Raw genomic sequence first — 14894 nt, 5'->3', positions numbered from 1 at the left:
GCTACTCCTTCGGCGCGGTGGGGGGCTTCCGGGTCCGCTTCGCCGGGGCCGGATCGGCCTCAGCAGCGGTCACCGGCGGCGCCTGCCGGCGGCGCGGTAGGCCCCGGCGGGCCCGGTACCGCGCCTCGTCCTCCGGCCGCACCCGAACGCCGTCGATCGTGATCATCTTGTGGACGGGGCCCTCGGTCATCAGCCCTCACCACCCGTCTCGGGGCGGACCACGATCAGGCGGTTCGGCTTCCAGATGACCTGGGCCGCCCGCAGCTCAGCGCGGACGTACACGAGGTTCCGCTGCGCGTAGTCCTTGTGCTGGTTGAACGCCAGGACCGACAGCCCCTCGCGGTCCAGCAGCGCGACCTGGCGCCAGTCCCCGAGGATCACTGTGCCCGGCGCGAGCCGCTGCGACAGCGCGCGGGTGCGACCCCACGAGGTGGCCGGGCCCTGGCCGAAGGGGCCCTGACCGAAGAACCGGTCGTTCGCGTCCTGGAGGAGGTCCCAGGACTCGTCATCCTCGGGGCTCATCAGGACCGCGGTGACCTGGCCGCCCGGGAGCGTGGTGATGCGCGTGATGGCCTGTCGGATCGCCCGGACCTGCGCCATCGCGTCCGGGCCCGGGGTGTAGGTCAGCTCCTGGACGCCGGTCGTGTTCAGGATGCCCCGCGGCTCCCCGTTGCTCCCGGACCCGTTGAGGAGCTTGTCCTCGATGACCCAGTCGAGGGAGTACTCCAGCTCGTTGTTCATGTAGGACGCGAGGGCCGGCGCGTCAGACAGCAGCGCGTTCGTCACGTCGTAGCCGTCGGCGTACGTGTACACCTTCGCGTCGGCGAGCTCGGTCGCGATGCGGGACGTCGGCTTCAGGACGGCGTCGCCCGGGAGGATCTCGTCCGGGACGACCGCCGCGTTACGCTCCACGCCGGTGACCTGGAGGTACTCGAAGTTCCCCGCGGTCTGGCCGCGCGAGATGAGGTCCAGGATGGTCAGCTCGTCGCGGTCGACCTGGTCCACCAGGGGCATGCGGATCGGCGCGACGTGCCCGAGGTCGACGGTGAGGGGCGCCGCCTTTCGGCCGGCCATCCACTCGTCCAGCGTTCCGACGCCGACACGGCCGATGTCGACCGGGGACCCGCGGCCCACGCCGGATGGGTTGGCCTTGCGGAATGCCTCGTACAGGGGGCTCTTGACGAATCGGCCGCCGAAGGTGGCGGGCACGTCGTCCCGGTCCTTCACCTGCGCGCCGGCGCGAGGCGTCTTCGCCCCGCCGGAACCGGCGACGGCCGCGGCGGCGGCCTGCGCCGCGTCGGCCGCCTTCACCTTCTCGGCGACCTTGTCGTGCTCGGTCTTGATGGCGGTGATCCGCTCGATCTCCTCGGGCGTGAAGTCACGCCCCTCGGACTTCGCCTTCTCGGCAAGGTCGCCGGCCTCGGTGGCCAGCGCCTGGAGCCGCTCTCGCAGCGTCATCGGGTACCTCCGGTGGTCATCAGGTTGGTGGTGGCCCATGCGGCGACCTGGGCGGGCAGCGGGCCGGCGGCCTTCGCGGCGGCCCCGGTGGGGGCGGCGGCGGGCGCGGTCCGGGGCTGCTGGCCGGTACCGGAGCGGGCGGTCTTCTGGGGTTCGGCCGCGGCGAGCACATCGCCGATGGCGGTGTGCGCGGACGAGAGGGTGTCGTAGTTCGCCTGGGACAGCACCCGCCCGGCCTTGGCCCGGTGGGCGAAGTCAGCGGCCTTCGCGGCGAGCAGGGACGTCTCCTGGTTGGCGCCGACGAGGCACGGCCCGACCTCGTACAGGGCGCCCATGCGGCGGATCTCGTAGTACTCGCCCCAGGGGTGCTTCTCCAGGTCGTCGGTCTCGATCCACCCGGCTTCGGCGACGTCGTAGGCGAAGGAGAACTGGGTGATGCGCCTGCCTTTGAGCAGCCCGTGGACCTGCTTGGCGACGGGGTTGCTGTCCATGTCCTGGACCTGCGCCAGCACTTCCAGCCCGGCGTCGGTCTCCTTCGCCTCGATCACCGACCCGATGTGGGCCATGGGGTCGCCCCACTTGTGCGCCCACACCACCGGGATCGGGTCCTCGGACGCCTTCCACGCGGCGAGAACGTCGGCGAACGCCCCGGGGCGGATCACATCGCCCATGCTGTCCTCGTTGCCGAAGACGCTGACGAGGGCCCGGAACTGGCCGTCCTTCAACCCGTCGGCCTCACCCGCGGCCTTCACGCGGGCCTTGCATTCCTTGGTTCGCACCGGTCCTACTCCTCCCGCGAGAAGGTCATGTCGCACTTGCAGCGGGCCGTCTCGTCGGCCGGGCCGCGGATGTCGGCGGGCCAGCGCAGCCCGTTGGCGAAGGTGTCGTCCAGCGGCACCCGGGAGCCCGACAGGGCACGGTGGGACGGACGGGGGTTCAGGCCCTTCGTGACCCACTTCTTGTAGGTGAGGCCGGAGACGCGGGCCGCGTCCTGCTGCCCGAAGCTCTTCGCCTCGGTGGCCGCGGTGATGGCCCGGGTCGCCGCAGCGGACACCCACGCGGCCATGCCGGTGGCCAGGTTCTCCCGCCAGTCGCCCTCGGCTCGCACCGCCTCGGTGCACGCCTCGTATCCGGCCTGCTCGTACTGCTCAGCGTGCGTCTCGGCTGCCGCGGCGAGCCACGCCTCCATCGCGGCCGGGTCCCAGCCGTCCGCCTCGGGGTTCCACAGCCCGAGGACCGACCAGGCGCCGACTTGCGCAAGCCGCAGCCCGTGCGCGGCGAGGATCGCCGCGAGCTGGGCCTGCCGCTCTGGTGACTGCGCCGCCCAGAGGGCGTAGAAGTCGGGCGGCCCGCTGTCCTTCGCAGCGTCGGCCGCGGTGAGGAGCCGGTCCGCCTGGCCCTGCGCCCACAGGGCCAGGCGGGTCTCCAGCGCCTCGGTCTCGCTGTCCGCGTCACCGAGGTCGTCAGGCCGCGACGCCGACTTCACCAGCGGGCGGCCGGTCTTCGGCGGCGGCGCCGTGTCACGGGGCGACGCCAGGCCGCCCACGAGTACGTTCAGCGGGGTCACCAGCTCGTCCGTGCCATCCACCGCCGGCAGGTTCTGCCGAGCGCGAGCCTCCGACCGGAGCATGTACGGGGCGCCGACCGCGGTCTGGAGAAGCGACGCCTGCTCCAGGAAGCTGCCGCGCAGCTTCGCCTCTACGTGCGCCTCCACGTAGAGGCTGGAGCCCGGGGCGAGCATCGGCACGAGCAGCGCGTTCAGCACGCCTTCGAGCTGCGTGATGTAGGGCCCCAGCGCGTGGGTGTAGAGCATCTGCCGGAACGCGTCCACGTTGCTGTAGTTGCCTTGGCGGGCGCCGACCAGCTCCGGGGCGATGTGGTACGCGGACGCCACCTCGGCGTCGGAGAGCTGGCGGCCCTCCACATCGCGGGCCTCGGTCGGGCTGAAGCTGTCGATCTTGACCAGCTTCATCCCTTCTTCGAGGATCGGCGTCCCGCCGGCCTGCCCCCCGCGGCCCATGAACGCGCTGAAGGCGGTGGCGAAGCGGGCCTTCGCGGCGGCCGACCACGCCCCGGCGTCCACGGGCCGCTCGATCACCGTCGGCACGCGGGCCCCGGACTGCCAGACCTGCCGCCGCCACGCGACCGCCTCGGCCTGCTCGGCCAGCACGTGCCGGAGCGTGTCCATCGGGCTGGTGCCGTCCGCGCCGACCGCCGCGTACCCCGAGTCCCACAGGAACGGGGCCGGGAGGTCGACGACGTCCGCCGGGCCGGTGGACCGCACCAGGTACAGGGCAACCGGCCGGTCGTCGTCGTCGGCGAGGACGTGCATCCGCCGGGCCGGCTTCCGCCGCAGCTCCCAGCCGCTGCCAGTGTCCGCGCTCGGGAGCACGGCCGCGCACCACCGGTCGTGGATCAACCAGTCGACGATGAGCGAGTGCCACAGCCGGGCCGGGCCCAGCCCCGGTCCCGGGGCTGCGAGGAGCTGCGCGAGCGGATGGTCCGTCACCCGTCGCCGGTCGGTGTCGCTGACCCGCTCGTAGACGTGCCACGGGATCGTGCTGATCGCGCGGGCGATGTAGTCGACGACCTTGCGGACCGACGGCTGGGTGCGCCACACGTCCATCGCTGCCGCGGTGTCCGTGTACTGCGCCAGCGGCACCCCAGGGTCGACGACCCGCAGCCCGTGCTGAGCCACGTAGGCCCCGAGGGACGCAAGGTCGTCGGCCTGCTGCCCCTTCACGGGAACGAGAACCCCGTCCTGGTCGATGACCTGCCCGCCGCTCGCGGGGGCCTTGCTGCGTCGCCACCAGGGCATGCCGCCCCCTTCCTCAGATCGCTTCGAAGTCGCCGTCCTCGTAGACCGACTTCCGGACGGGCGGACGGGCGAGGACCTCGGACATCGCGGTGGCGAGCGACGAGACGCCGTCGATCTTCTCCCCGGCCCTCGCCTTGTCCGGCTTGACGTTCCCCGCGGGGTCCATGGCCACCGCCAAGTTGTCGACGCACCAGCGCGCCACCGGGTTACCGCCGTGCCGCAGCCGCGGCACCTCCGGCGTCCCCGCGAGAACGAGGCGCTGGAGTGCCTTCATCGCTGGCGACATGGTGATGAAGCCCTGCCGGACCTTGACCAGCGGCGCTCTCTCGGACGCCAAGTCGTTGGTGAGCTGCGAAGCGTTCCACGGGTCGTACCCGAGGGACCGCACGTCGAAGGCGTCCAGGTCGCGGCGGATTTGCTCGCGAATCCAGTCGTAGTCGACGACGTTGCCCGGGGTTGCGGTGAGCCAGCCCTCGCGTACCCACCTGCTCGCGGCGCCGGCGGTGCGCTTGTCGAGGTCCCGGAGCGCCGCCTCGGGTACCCAGAACCGCCAGATCGCGGCCAGCCCCTCGCCGTCGTCCTCGGGGAACAGCCAGGACAGGGCACACAGGTCGGACGTCGACGCGAGGTCCAGCCCACCGTAAGCCTCCCGGCCCCGGAGCAGCTGCTCGTCCACGATCCCCGCGTTCGCGTCCCAGTCCTCCAGGCGGATGTACCTGGTGGACTGCTTCGTGCGGATGCCGAGGTGCAGCCGCAGGTACTTCGCGAGGTCCGCGGGGGACTGCCGGGCCTCAGCCGCGGCACCCCGCAGGTACGCGGCGCTCGGGCTGACCCCGTACCCGGGGTTCGCCTTCCGCAGCGTCTCCTCCGCGAACGGGTCGTCCTCGGTGTCCGCGCCCCACACCACCCCGTAGGAGTCGGGGTCGGTGAGCGCGCCGCGGGCCAGCTGCTCGATGTACTGCCGCCGCCGGTCGTAGATGCTCTCCTGCCGGCCGTCATCCGCCGTCGTGATGATCACGACCAGCGGCTGACGCCGGGACCCAGTGCCGGTCTCGATCGTCTCCACCAGGTCCGGCCCGCGGTGGACGTGCAGCTCGTCGATGATGCCGCCGTGCACGTTCGCGCCGTGCATCGCCTCAGCGACCGAGGACACCACCGTGAAGTACGAGCCGCTCGCGGGGTGCGTGATCCGCTTGGTGAACGCCTTGACGTTCCCCTTCAGCGCGGGCGCCCGTTCGGCGATCTGCCGGATCGGGTCGAAGGTGAACCGCGCCTGCTTCTCCGACGTGGCCGCGGCGTAGACCTGCGCACCCGGCTCCCCATCAGCAGCAAGCAGGTACACCGCGATGCCACCGGCCAAGGTGGTCTTCCCGTTCCGCCTGGGGACGTCGACATAGAGGCGCCGCACGACCCGGACGTAGCCGCCGGCCTCCGCGTCGTGCCGCACCCACCCGAAGACCGGCGCCAGGACATAGGCGACCTGCCACGGGTCGGGGTCCAGTGGCTTCCCCGCCCACTTGCCCTGCGTGTGCCGCAGCAGGTGGAAGCTCTTCAGCACCCGGTCCACCCGGCCCGGGTCGAACACCGCGCCCGGCGCCTCACCCGGCGAGGGAGTGATGACCTTCGGCGGGCAGTCCGGCAGCGGGATACCCCGCTCGGTGAGGTACCAGGCGACCTCGGGGCTGAGCTTCAGCCGGGAGAGGAGCGCCTCGTCCAGGTACGCCGCTGGCGGCTTGCCCTTAGGCGAACGGGTTGTCTTCCGCGGCATCGTCAGGCCCCTTCGCCAGGCCCTGCTCCGTCGACGGAGTCAGGCCGAAGTGCGCGGCCCACGCCCGCACCTCCCGCCCGGCCGCACGGGCGATCCCCACCGCGGGGTGAGGGAGCGTCCCCTGCTTCGCTTCGATCGTCAGCCCCTCCCGTTGCACCAGCTCGGTTGCGGTGCGGAGCGTCGCCACCGCCTCGCAGTACGACGCCAGGCTCGCCCGGTCCTCCGGCTTCAGCAGCTCCAGCCGGGCCAGACCCGGCACGACCCGGGCCCACTCGGCAGCCGCCTCGGGCGAAAGCCAGTCGGGCACCTCCGGCGGGATGCGCTTGAACGCTGGCGGGGGAGCGACCGAGCGACCGGCCACGTCCTTGCCGGGAGCACGGCCCTTGATCAGCTTCAAAGCGGCGGGCTGCGACGTGCGTGCCACGAGGACCCCCCATCACCATTCTGTTCAGGCGTGTGCCGAGTTGACCGCGCCGGGCTCCCGGGGTGCGGGCGGCGTGGCGGCGACTCCCCCTCCCCCCGGGGTGGGGGTCGCGGGGTCGCGGTGGTCAGGTGCGGCGCTGGCTGCGGCGCCGTGCGTGCTTGCGCGCGTTGCCGCGCTCGCGCTCGGCTCGCGTCTTGACGGTGTCGCAGCTCGGACAGATCAGCCCGAGGTTGTCGAGGTCGTCGGGGGACCCGCCCTCGCTCACCGGGGTGATGTGGTCCAGGTGGTAGCCCGGGGGTTCCTCGCCGTTGGGTCCGAGTCCGGGGGGTTCGGCGCCGCACCGGTAGCAGTGGCCCAGGTCGCGGCGGCCCACGGCGCGCTTGAGGGTGCGCCAGCGGCCGGCGGTGAGCCCGCCGTACCGGGCGGTCTTGGGGGGGCGGCCTTGCCAGGGCGGGGGTTGGCAGGGGGGGCATCGGCCCCGGGTGGTGGCCATGGCGTGGCAGCCGGGGGTGGTGCAGCGGGAGGGCGGGGCTGTCGGCATCGGGCCTCCCCGGGGTTACGCGTTCGGTAGCCGGTACTCGGTGGCAAGGTGACGGCGACGAGGTCGCCCGTCTCACCGTCCTCGTCAGTCACGACTCGTCCAGGTTCGCGGCGAGGCCGGCGCGTGCGTCGGCTACCTGCTGTGCTGCGGCGTCGACTTCGGCCTGGACCTGGGCGCGGAAGCCAGTGAGGTCGGGCTCGACTCGCACGCTGACGCCGCCGGCCCAGCCGGTGTGGTCGTTGGAGGGGATGTCGACTCGCTCGTCGAAGAGGAGGACGCCGGCGGCGCCGATCTCAGCGGCGACCTCGGCGAGGTGGGCGGTGGGGACGGACTGGGGGATCTCGTCGATGACGAGGGCGAAGGGCCTGCGCGTGTCCGTCGCGGCTTCGGGGAGTTCGAGGATCTGGAGTCGCATGCGGTTCCTCCTGCGGGTGAGGGTGCCGCGCCGGGGCCAGCCAACACCCGCATGTCGTCGGGCCCGGCGCGGCGGCATGGCGAAGGCCCCGGTGGCGGGTGTGCCATCCGGGGCCTTCGGGTGTTTTGGGGCGCGTCAATGCGGCGCCCGTCGATCATGCACCGCTGGGGCGCGCGGGGTCAAGCGCGGCGCGGTGCGGGGTACCAGCCGCCGCGCTTCGGGTCGTAGATGACGTCGCCGTCGCGGGGCGGGTCGCCTGCGGGCCGCGGCCGGATGTCGAGCTTCGGGTTCGGCTTGAGTGCCATGATGTTCGCTCCGTCTCGTCAGGGATGGGATGGGGGCCTGGGGCGGCTGTGCTGGCAGGCGGTGCCGCCCCGGGCCGTGGGGGGGGGTGTGGTGCCGGGCTGTCCGGCTCCCCGCGGGGCCCCTCTCGGGGCGCCACGGGCAGGCGGTAGACGGGCGGTAGATGGCGGGTAGGGCGCCGGTAGGGCAGAGGTAGTTCTTGCAGGTCAGGCGGCGGTAGGGACGCGGGTAGGGCTGCCGGTAGGCGCCCCGGGCGGCCCGATCGGGGGGAGCTTCGATCGGCGGACCCCGGCGCGATTGACGCCCCCCACTTTCAGCTGCGATTCGACCGGGATTCCCCACCCCGTCAGGGCCGCGCGGAGGGCCCCGATGTCGCCCTCGGAGAGGTCGGTGAAGTGGCCCTCGGAGTGCCCCCGAGCGAGGAGCTCGGAGAGGTGCATCCCGGGGCGGTCACCGAGGGTCTGGTGGACCCAGCGGAGGGCCTGCTGGGCGACGTCTTCGGGGGCGGTCTTCGGCGCCTCCTGCGGGGCCTCGGTGGCGGCCTTCTCGGGGGCCTCGTCCTCGCCCTCCTCTGTCGGTGCCGCGAGGAGGCAGGCGCCGACGGTCGCCGCCCAGCAGCCGACCCACACGACCGGCCCGGACATCGCGAGCGCGATGGGGGCGGACACGGCGATGAACGCTGGCGGCAGGCCCCACACGGTGTACCCGAGGTAGCGGCCGACCTTCCCCGACTGCTGCACGGGGCAGGTGGCGAGGTAGGCGGTCCACCAGCGGGGCACCGCGGTGACGATGGCGGCGCCACCATCCACCGCACGGTGGGCGAGGTCGACGATGGGGCGCTCGCGGGTCTCACTGCTGGTCATGACGGTCCTTCCGGCGGTTCCTGGCGGCGTCCCAGCCGCGGGAGGCGGCGTATCCGGCTCCCGCGGCGGCGACCGCAATGGCGGCGATGGTGCCGAGGTAGGCGATGACGAGGGCGGCGAGGAGGAGAGCGGCGCACCCGATGTGTCGGAGGAGCTGCACGTCAGGCCCCGTTCACCCAGCCGGTGATGGGGTCGCCCATCCAGTTCACCGCGGTGTAGACGGTGCTGGAGGCGAGCCCGCCGCCGCCGGCGGTGAGGGCGAGGACGGCGCCGCACGCGGCGAGGAGCCCGAGCTGGATCGCGGCGCCCTTCTTCGACCCCTTGATGGCGCCGATGAGGGCGACGAGCCCGACGGCGAGGAGGGCGAGGGTGACGATGGCGCCGCCCTGGGTGAGGCTGACGCCGCCGGCCGCGCCGGCTACCTGCCCGTCCAGCGCGCCGGTTCCCCCGGCGGCGAGCCCGCCGACGCCGTTGGCGCCCTTCGCGGACCATCCGGCGAGGTGACCGATGAGGCCACCGGTGCACGCGGCGATGAGCGTCCCGAGGATCAGCGGCATGGCGATGCCGAAGAACGCGGCCTTCACCTTGTGGCCCGCGCGCCACCAGAGGAAGAGGTAGACGGTGAAGATGACGAAGATGGTGGCGAATGCTCCGAAGGTGATCATCGGGGTACTCCGGTGGTGACGTAGACGAGATCCCACAGCTCTACGGCGCCGAAGAGCCCGGCGACGGAGACGATGAGGAGGGCGGGGCTGACGGCGTGGTAGGCGGTCCCGAGGAGACCGGCCTGGCGCCAGGAGCGGTCGGGGGTGTAGGCGGACGCGGCGGTGACCGCGATGGTGAAGCCGGTCCCGATGAGCGCGGCGACGAGGCCGGCTTCGTCCCGCATGCGGCCGGCGGTGACGTGCCACCAGGTGAGGACGCCGTGCCCGTCGTCGAGGATCGGGATGAGGCAGGCGACGGTGGCGACGATCGGGACGATGCCGCGCCACGGGGCGGCGAGACCGCGGGCGAGACCGAAGAGGCGGTCTCGGAGCGTCGGGCGGTACTGCTCTACCGGGGCGAGGGCGTCTCGGATGGCGACGAGGGTCTCGCGGTCGGCGTCGGCGAGACGGATCGTCACTTCCGGGGTCTCGGGCGGGGTGGGGTGAGACCTGGGGGTCTCGGGTGCGGTCTCGCGGGGCGCGGGGGCGCCGGTGCCGCCAGGGGTCTCGGTCTCGCGCGGCTTCCGCAGTCGCCGCCACGGCGGGAGGTCTCGGTCCCCCTCGGGGGCGGCGTCCAGCGGGGTGGCGCCGTCCCGGTAGCGAGACCAGCTCTCCCGCGCGGGCCGCTGCGGCTCGCTGTCCCACCCGGGCTCGGGGTCCGGGAGGGGCTGCCCGGCGGGGATGATCCGGGTGGGGGTGATGGCCTCAGGGGCCTCCCCTCCCCCGGGGGTGTGGTGGGTCGTCGTCATCAGATTCCCTCTCGGTAGCCGGCGGCGAGGAGCTGGCGCGCCTCGGTTCGGCGGTTGGATGCGGTGGCGGTGCTGACGTTCAGGAGTGCGGCGATCTCGGCTCCGGGGATCGCGTCGACGTCGCCGCCGTGCTGCCGGATCGCCATGCGGGCGACGCGTCGGGCGTCGCGCTCGGTGGGTGTCAGCCGAAGGAGGTCCTCGGCTTCAACGGCGCGCGCCTCGGCTTCAACGGCCTTCGCCCGTGCTTCAACGGTGGCGGTCTCGTCGTCCGCGGCGCGGCGGGCGAGAGCGGCGGCACGGGCCTCGGTGTCGGCGGCGCGCAGCGCGAGTTCGGCGGCCGCGGTCCGGCGTTCAGCGGCGTGCTGCTCTCGTTCAGCGGCGGCCGCGTCGTCTTCGGCGGCGCGTCGGCGGGCAGCCGCGGCGGTGGCGGACTCGGCCGCCTGGGCCTCGCGTCGTCGGGCGTCGGCGGCGGCTGCCGCCCGGGCTTCGGCCTCGGCCAGTTCGGCGTCCCGCTGGCGCTGGCGAAGCTGGCGGGCGTGTGCTTCGTCGGCGGCCCGCTCGGCTGCCTCGGCCTCGCGCTGGGCGTCGACCTCAGCCTGCCGGGACGGCGCGGCCAGCGCCTCAGCCGGGCTCAGGCCGTACCGGGCGAGCTTCACGGGCAGCAGCGCCAGCGGGGGCGCCTTGCGGGGGCTGCCGTGCTCCTCCCGCAGCAGGGTGCCGTACACGCGGTGCGCCTGATCGAGTTCGAGGGCCGCCCGGTAGGAGGTGATGCCACGGAGCCGCATCCGCCGCCACAGCCGCACGGTGGCGAGCGGCGCGAGGAGCCAGCGTGCCACCGGGATGCCCTCCCCTACGGTTCCGGTCTCCAGACGCGCGGCCTGGATGACGAGCCGCCGGGCGGCTTCGACGCTGGCGATGAACAGGATCGGGATGACGGCGTGCATGGCGACGGCCAGCTCGTCGCCCCACGCGGAGGCGGCGTTGAACGCGATGGTGGCGAGGGTGAGTCCGTGCGCCATCGTGCGGAGCAGGGGCCACGGGGTGTGGCGGCGGATCAAGTGGAGGTCCAGCGCCAGGCACGCCACGATGCCCGCGTCGATGCCGATGGGCACGAACGGCGCGAAGTCCCCGAAGCCCTTCCGAACGGCGAGGTCGCGGACGGCGACGTAGGACCCGGCGAAGCCGATCAGGGCGAGGGCGAGGCCGCCGATGACGGCCGCGATGGTGATCATCACCATGGGGTCGCGCCACGCGCTCGAACGCGCGGCGGGTGCCGCTGAATCGGCGGGGGCCGGGGTCGAACGCCCCGGGAGGGCGGCGGTGGTCACGAGCATGGCTCCGATCGGGGGTCAGCGGAACGAGGAGATGGTCATGGCGACGATGGCCACGCCGGCGACGACGAGGACGGCCCGGTGCAGCCAGGTGTCGATCCGGCTGCGGCGGGCGGGGTAGACCGCGGGGGTGGGCCGGTTCTCCAGCGCGTCGGCGATGCGCTCCAGGGCGTCGGCGGTGCGGGCCAGCTCCTCGGTGCTCTCGAACGCGGCGAGGGCAGACGCCCGGGCGGCGTGCTTCTCGATCTGGTCGGGCCGGAGCGCGGTGTTCATGGCGGCGATCGCTTCGCCGCTGGTGACGATGTCAGCCATGGGGCTCATCGACGGTTCCTTCCGGGGGTGTGGTTGGTGTGGGCGATCCAGGCGACGGCGGCTGCGGTCCCGACGGCGAGTGCGGGGCCGGTTGCCCCGCCGGCCGCCGCGAGCGCGGTGAGGGCGAGCAGCCCCCACCGGGCCAGCGGCGACCGCAGCTCTGCGAGGAGGCGGGTCACAGCTGGTTCGGTGCCAGGTGCCAGGTGGTGACGGCGGCGCCGGCGAAGTCCGGCTCCTCGGCGACGATCTCGGCGATCCGGCCCTCCAGGGCGTCCTGCCGGGTGACCTGGTCGGGGTCGATGTCGATGACGCCGCGGTCGTCGTAGGTGGCGGTGCCGGTGTCGAGGACGAGGACGTAGTGGTACTGCACGGGGTGCCTCCTGGGCGGGTTGGTGGTCACCGGGCTGTCCGGCTCCCCTCGCCCCGGCCAGTGCGTGGTGGCGCTGGCCGGGGGGAGGCAGCAGGCAGGCGGGAGCGCGTCACAGGGCGTTCGGCGCCAGGTACCAGTGGGTGACGACGCTCCGGGCGAGGCTCGGATGGTCGGCGACCACCTTCGCCCGGGCCTGCTCGAAGATCGCCTGCTGTGAGGCGTCCGGGCCGGGCACGAACAGCCCGGGCTGCGTGATAGCGGTGCCGTCCGGCGCCTCCAGGGTGATGACGAAGAAGTACGCGGGCGAAGGGGTAGCGCTGTCCATGGGTGCCTCCTGGGCGGTCGGTGTCGCCGGGCTGTCCGGCTCCCCTCACCGCCCGCGCGGGGCGGGCGGATCGGGCAGGCGGCAGACGGGTCAGCGGCGGGGGCGGAACGCGCGGCCGTCGGGGTCGACGGTCTGCGCGCGTCCGCAGGAGGTGCAGGCCAGGCCGCGGGAGGTTTCCCCGGGGACGGTGCTGTCCGTCATGGGTCGCCCGCAGCAGGCGACGACATCGGAGGGGGCAACCGGAGTGCCGTGGCGCAGGCGCTCTGCGCGGTGACGGCGGCTCACCGGACGCTCGCGATCGCGGCGATGTCGGTGCGGGCGTGGTGGCGGCGGGACAGGTCCCCGTCGCAGGCGGCCCCGTGGAGGGTGCACGTCACCGAGCGGGTGTGCCCCAGCCCGGCCTCGATGCGGCCGACGGCGAGCACACGGCGTCGGGGCGGGGGGACAGCCGCGGCGGGGGTGGTCGTAGAGTTCTGCATGGTCATCTCCTGGTGATGCAGGTGGATGGCGGGCCCTGATCGCGTTGCAGCGCGGTCAGGGCCTTTCGTTTGTCCGGCGGGTGAGTTCCGACGACGGGATGCGGATCGCTCCGCCCCTGCCGCGCTGACCCTTCCGCCTCTGCCGGCCGAAGCGAACGAACTCGATGTCGCCGCTGCTGACCCACGCGTAGACGGTGGACGTGCTCACTCGAAGCTCCGCCGCCACTTCAGCGGCGGTCAGGAGCCTCTGCGATCTCTCGCTCTGGCTCATGGGCGTAGACACTACCAAGTTCATGGATAAAGTCAATCTTCTCAGGTAAACCCAGATGTTCTCAGGGCATGCGAAAGGGGCGGGCACCGAAGTGCCCCCCCCTCCGACCTGCTGCTACTGCGCTGGCAGGTGGTACCTCAGCCGGTGTCGATCCGCCCGGAGAACCATCACGTCAACACCCACGGCCCGCCCGTCGGTCACCCGCGTGGTCCGCACCTGCCGGACGATGCACACGTCCGGGCCGATGCGCATCCGCTCCTGCTCCTCCTGCGTGGGCGACGGCCAGGTCAGCTCCTCCTCGGTGTCGCCCGGGGTGAGGCCGACTGCGGCGAGCACGCCGTAGAGCCCGCCCTTGACCAGCCCCTGCCGGGCAAGCGGCGTGCCGGAGGCGAGGTCCAGCGGGTAGTACGAGTCGGCCAGTTGCACGGCCTCGCCGTCGGCCCGCATCACCCGGGGCCGGACGATCACGGACTCGCCGCACTCGATCTCCAGTGCGGCCGCGACGTCTGCGGGTGCTTCCACCTCGCCGACCCTGCCGAGCTCCTGCGTGCCCTCCATGCCGAGGTCGGCAAGGGTGCTCTTCCAAGTGGCGCGCTTCCCGTCCACCGGCGTCACGTAGCTCGCTGAGTGCGTGATGATCGCTCGTTGCGGCAGGACGCGCGGGCGGGCGCCCTGCCTGGTCTCAATGCGGCCCTCCCTGCGCAGGATGGCCACCGCGGTCTGGATGGTGCTGGTGCTGTGCCCGGCGTCGCGCAGCTGTGCAGTGGTCGGCAGCGGGGCGCCGGGCGGCAGCTCGCCGCTGTCCATCTGCTCCCGCAGGCTGCGTGCGAGCGCCTCCGACTTCAGCTCTCGTGCCACGATCGCCCCTCCTTTCGGTAGATGTGCTTCCTTACCGATAAGGGTAGCGCTCTCAGGGCGGTGACCACCTAGGACAGATCCGGACGGCGCAGCGAAAGGCCCCCGACACCGTGGTGTCGGGGGCTTCGTCGGTCCTACGCGGCGGCTCCCGCTGCCCGCCACGTCCTGCCGCAGGCGACGCACCGCACCTCGGGCTCACGGCCGTCGCCGCCGTGGAGCCGCCGCTGGCCACCGCAGTGGCACCCCACGGGGAGCGCGACGGAGCGGCGGACGGTGCCGAGCGCGTGGTGCAGCCGGGCGGCCGACCATGCCGACGCGGCCTGTATCTGCGCGACCTGCTGGAGGCTCAGGGGCCGGTGCGGGCCACCAGGCCGCGACGTCAGCCGCCCGGCGAGCCAGGTGGCCGCCTGCGGCGCGGTGCGGGTCCCGACGTACCGCCAGCGGCGCGGGTCGGCGGTGTCCTGCGCCGCCAACGCGTTCCGCCGGGCACGGTCCGCCGGGGACCAGCCGAGTGGCGCCGGGGTCACCGCGGGGCGCTGGATCACCGCGGCGATCTCGTCGGCCAGATCCACCAGCCGCTCGGTGATCTCGGTCTGCACGTCCAGCAGGTGCAGCCGAACCGGGGTGGTGTGGTCGGCCGGCTCGTACTCCTCGCGCGACCGCTGGTGGGTGGTGAGGCTCGCGGGCGGCCACGCGCCGTGGGGCCGCCCGGCGGCGGCTGCGGTGAGGTCGGGCCAGCGGCAGGTGATGGCGTACAGCTGGCCGGTGATGGCGGTGGTGTCCACGGTGGCTCTCCCGGGCGGTCAGACGGGCTGGTGCGGTGGTGCCCCGGGGCGGCGCCGGCGGCTGGTGCCGGGCAGCGGGAGCCGCCGCGTAGGACCGACGAAGCCCCCGACACCACGGTG

Annotated in this window: 22 protein-coding genes; all 22 read right to left on the bottom strand. The window is 73.3% G+C overall.

Annotated features, from left to right (window positions below; translation table 11 throughout):
• Window position 1: 1 nt before the first annotated feature.
• Complete coding sequence (locus HCN52_RS04535; protein ID WP_168087053.1) at window positions 2-190, bottom strand: hypothetical protein; 189 nt, start codon at window positions 188-190, stop codon at window positions 2-4.
• Window positions 190-1458: a phage major capsid protein gene (locus HCN52_RS04530; protein WP_168087052.1), complete on the bottom strand. Its 1269-nt coding sequence runs from the start codon at window positions 1456-1458 to the stop codon at window positions 190-192. Before HCN52_RS04530 ends, HCN52_RS04535 begins: the two co-directional genes overlap by 1 nt.
• The gene (locus HCN52_RS04525; RefSeq protein WP_168087051.1) at window positions 1455-2237 is read right to left on the bottom strand and encodes an HK97 family phage prohead protease; all 783 of its coding nucleotides are present in this window, start codon (window positions 2235-2237) and stop codon (window positions 1455-1457) included. Before HCN52_RS04525 ends, HCN52_RS04530 begins: the two co-directional genes overlap by 4 nt.
• Window positions 2238-2242: 5 nt before the next feature.
• Window positions 2243-4276 (bottom strand): phage portal protein, encoded by a 2034-nt coding sequence (locus HCN52_RS04520; RefSeq protein WP_168087050.1) that lies wholly within the window; start codon window positions 4274-4276, stop codon window positions 2243-2245.
• 13 nt (window positions 4277-4289) lie between these two features.
• On the bottom strand, window positions 4290-6044 hold the full coding sequence (locus tag HCN52_RS04515; RefSeq protein WP_168087049.1) for a terminase large subunit: 1755 nt from the start codon (window positions 6042-6044) through the stop codon (window positions 4290-4292).
• Entirely contained in the window at window positions 6016-6468 is a 453-nt protein-coding gene (locus HCN52_RS04510; protein WP_168087048.1) for a phage terminase small subunit P27 family, read from the bottom strand. Before HCN52_RS04510 ends, HCN52_RS04515 begins: the two co-directional genes overlap by 29 nt.
• 124 nt (window positions 6469-6592) lie before the next feature.
• Window positions 6593-7009, bottom strand: coding sequence for an HNH endonuclease (locus tag HCN52_RS25865; protein ID WP_168087047.1), 417 nt, complete (start codon window positions 7007-7009; stop codon window positions 6593-6595).
• An 88-nt stretch (window positions 7010-7097) separates the two neighbouring features.
• Window positions 7098-7424 (bottom strand): hypothetical protein, encoded by a 327-nt coding sequence (locus HCN52_RS04500; protein ID WP_168087046.1) that lies wholly within the window; start codon window positions 7422-7424, stop codon window positions 7098-7100.
• A 179-nt stretch (window positions 7425-7603) separates the two neighbouring features.
• Window positions 7604-7729 carry a hypothetical protein gene (locus tag HCN52_RS25860; RefSeq protein WP_280923873.1) on the bottom strand — a complete coding sequence of 42 codons (126 nt, stop codon included), beginning with the start codon at window positions 7727-7729 and terminating at the stop codon, window positions 7604-7606.
• A gap of 204 nt (window positions 7730-7933) precedes the next feature.
• The gene (locus HCN52_RS04495) at window positions 7934-8590 is read right to left on the bottom strand and encodes a hypothetical protein (RefSeq protein ID WP_168087045.1); all 657 of its coding nucleotides are present in this window, start codon (window positions 8588-8590) and stop codon (window positions 7934-7936) included.
• Complete coding sequence (locus HCN52_RS04490) at window positions 8577-8750, bottom strand: hypothetical protein (protein ID WP_168087044.1); 174 nt, start codon at window positions 8748-8750, stop codon at window positions 8577-8579. Before HCN52_RS04490 ends, HCN52_RS04495 begins: the two co-directional genes overlap by 14 nt.
• Before the next feature lies 1 nt (window position 8751).
• Entirely contained in the window at window positions 8752-9255 is a 504-nt protein-coding gene (locus HCN52_RS04485) for a hypothetical protein (RefSeq protein WP_168087043.1), read from the bottom strand.
• Entirely contained in the window at window positions 9252-10043 is a 792-nt protein-coding gene (locus tag HCN52_RS04480) for a 3-hydroxyacyl-CoA dehydrogenase (protein ID WP_168087042.1), read from the bottom strand. The genes HCN52_RS04485 and HCN52_RS04480 overlap by 4 nt, the downstream gene beginning before the upstream one ends.
• Window positions 10043-11275 (bottom strand): DUF2637 domain-containing protein, encoded by a 1233-nt coding sequence (locus HCN52_RS04475; protein ID WP_168087041.1) that lies wholly within the window; start codon window positions 11273-11275, stop codon window positions 10043-10045. Before HCN52_RS04475 ends, HCN52_RS04480 begins: the two co-directional genes overlap by 1 nt.
• 117 nt (window positions 11276-11392) lie before the next feature.
• Window positions 11393-11695: a hypothetical protein gene (locus HCN52_RS04470; protein WP_168087040.1), complete on the bottom strand. Its 303-nt coding sequence runs from the start codon at window positions 11693-11695 to the stop codon at window positions 11393-11395.
• The gene (locus HCN52_RS04465; RefSeq protein ID WP_168087039.1) at window positions 11692-11865 is read right to left on the bottom strand and encodes a hypothetical protein; all 174 of its coding nucleotides are present in this window, start codon (window positions 11863-11865) and stop codon (window positions 11692-11694) included. Before HCN52_RS04465 ends, HCN52_RS04470 begins: the two co-directional genes overlap by 4 nt.
• Complete coding sequence (locus tag HCN52_RS04460; protein ID WP_168087038.1) at window positions 11862-12056, bottom strand: hypothetical protein; 195 nt, start codon at window positions 12054-12056, stop codon at window positions 11862-11864. Before HCN52_RS04460 ends, HCN52_RS04465 begins: the two co-directional genes overlap by 4 nt.
• Before the next feature lie 109 nt (window positions 12057-12165).
• Window positions 12166-12381 (bottom strand): hypothetical protein, encoded by a 216-nt coding sequence (locus HCN52_RS04455; protein WP_168087037.1) that lies wholly within the window; start codon window positions 12379-12381, stop codon window positions 12166-12168.
• Window positions 12382-12662: 281 nt separating this feature from the next.
• Entirely contained in the window at window positions 12663-12860 is a 198-nt protein-coding gene (locus HCN52_RS04450) for a hypothetical protein (protein ID WP_168087036.1), read from the bottom strand.
• A gap of 55 nt (window positions 12861-12915) precedes the next feature.
• Window positions 12916-13131: a helix-turn-helix domain-containing protein gene (locus tag HCN52_RS04445; RefSeq protein WP_168087035.1), complete on the bottom strand. Its 216-nt coding sequence runs from the start codon at window positions 13129-13131 to the stop codon at window positions 12916-12918.
• Between the two features lie 114 nt (window positions 13132-13245).
• The gene (locus HCN52_RS04440; RefSeq protein WP_168087034.1) at window positions 13246-13989 is read right to left on the bottom strand and encodes a GntR family transcriptional regulator; all 744 of its coding nucleotides are present in this window, start codon (window positions 13987-13989) and stop codon (window positions 13246-13248) included.
• A 134-nt stretch (window positions 13990-14123) separates the two neighbouring features.
• Window positions 14124-14774 (bottom strand): hypothetical protein, encoded by a 651-nt coding sequence (locus tag HCN52_RS04435; RefSeq protein ID WP_168087033.1) that lies wholly within the window; start codon window positions 14772-14774, stop codon window positions 14124-14126.
• Window positions 14775-14894: the final 120 nt, after the last annotated feature.

It is taken from the genome of Streptomyces bohaiensis, from assembly GCF_012033785.1.
Taxonomy (GTDB): Bacteria; Actinomycetota; Actinomycetes; order Streptomycetales; family Streptomycetaceae; genus Streptomyces; species Streptomyces bohaiensis.
Note: the sequence above shows the minus strand (reverse complement) of the source record. Positions and strands in the feature narration are given on the sequence as shown.

What these genes read in the sequence shown, in the direction of transcription:
- HCN52_RS04535 (WP_168087053.1), bottom strand. Translation starts at nt 190, where the DNA reads ATGACCGAGGGCCCCGTCCACAAGATGATCACGATCGACGGCGTTCGG.
- HCN52_RS04530 (WP_168087052.1), bottom strand. Translation starts at nt 1,458, where the DNA reads ATGACGCTGCGAGAGCGGCTCCAGGCGCTGGCCACCGAGGCCGGCGAC.
- HCN52_RS04520 (WP_168087050.1), bottom strand. Translation starts at nt 4,276, where the DNA reads ATGCCCTGGTGGCGACGCAGCAAGGCCCCCGCGAGCGGCGGGCAGGTC.
- HCN52_RS04515 (WP_168087049.1), bottom strand. Translation starts at nt 6,044, where the DNA reads ATGCCGCGGAAGACAACCCGTTCGCCTAAGGGCAAGCCGCCAGCGGCG.
- HCN52_RS25865 (WP_168087047.1), bottom strand. Translation starts at nt 7,009, where the DNA reads ATGCCGACAGCCCCGCCCTCCCGCTGCACCACCCCCGGCTGCCACGCC.
- HCN52_RS04500 (WP_168087046.1), bottom strand. Translation starts at nt 7,424, where the DNA reads ATGCGACTCCAGATCCTCGAACTCCCCGAAGCCGCGACGGACACGCGC.
- HCN52_RS25860 (WP_280923873.1), bottom strand. Translation starts at nt 7,729, where the DNA reads ATGGCACTCAAGCCGAACCCGAAGCTCGACATCCGGCCGCGGCCCGCA.
- HCN52_RS04495 (WP_168087045.1), bottom strand. Translation starts at nt 8,590, where the DNA reads ATGACCAGCAGTGAGACCCGCGAGCGCCCCATCGTCGACCTCGCCCAC.
- HCN52_RS04485 (WP_168087043.1), bottom strand. Translation starts at nt 9,255, where the DNA reads ATGATCACCTTCGGAGCATTCGCCACCATCTTCGTCATCTTCACCGTC.
- HCN52_RS04480 (WP_168087042.1), bottom strand. Translation starts at nt 10,043, where the DNA reads ATGACGACGACCCACCACACCCCCGGGGGAGGGGAGGCCCCTGAGGCC.
- HCN52_RS04475 (WP_168087041.1), bottom strand. Translation starts at nt 11,275, where the DNA reads ATGATCACCATCGCGGCCGTCATCGGCGGCCTCGCCCTCGCCCTGATC.
- HCN52_RS04470 (WP_168087040.1), bottom strand. Translation starts at nt 11,695, where the DNA reads ATGAGCCCCATGGCTGACATCGTCACCAGCGGCGAAGCGATCGCCGCC.
- HCN52_RS04455 (WP_168087037.1), bottom strand. Translation starts at nt 12,381, where the DNA reads ATGGACAGCGCTACCCCTTCGCCCGCGTACTTCTTCGTCATCACCCTG.
- HCN52_RS04450 (WP_168087036.1), bottom strand. Translation starts at nt 12,860, where the DNA reads ATGCAGAACTCTACGACCACCCCCGCCGCGGCTGTCCCCCCGCCCCGA.
- HCN52_RS04445 (WP_168087035.1), bottom strand. Translation starts at nt 13,131, where the DNA reads ATGAGCCAGAGCGAGAGATCGCAGAGGCTCCTGACCGCCGCTGAAGTG.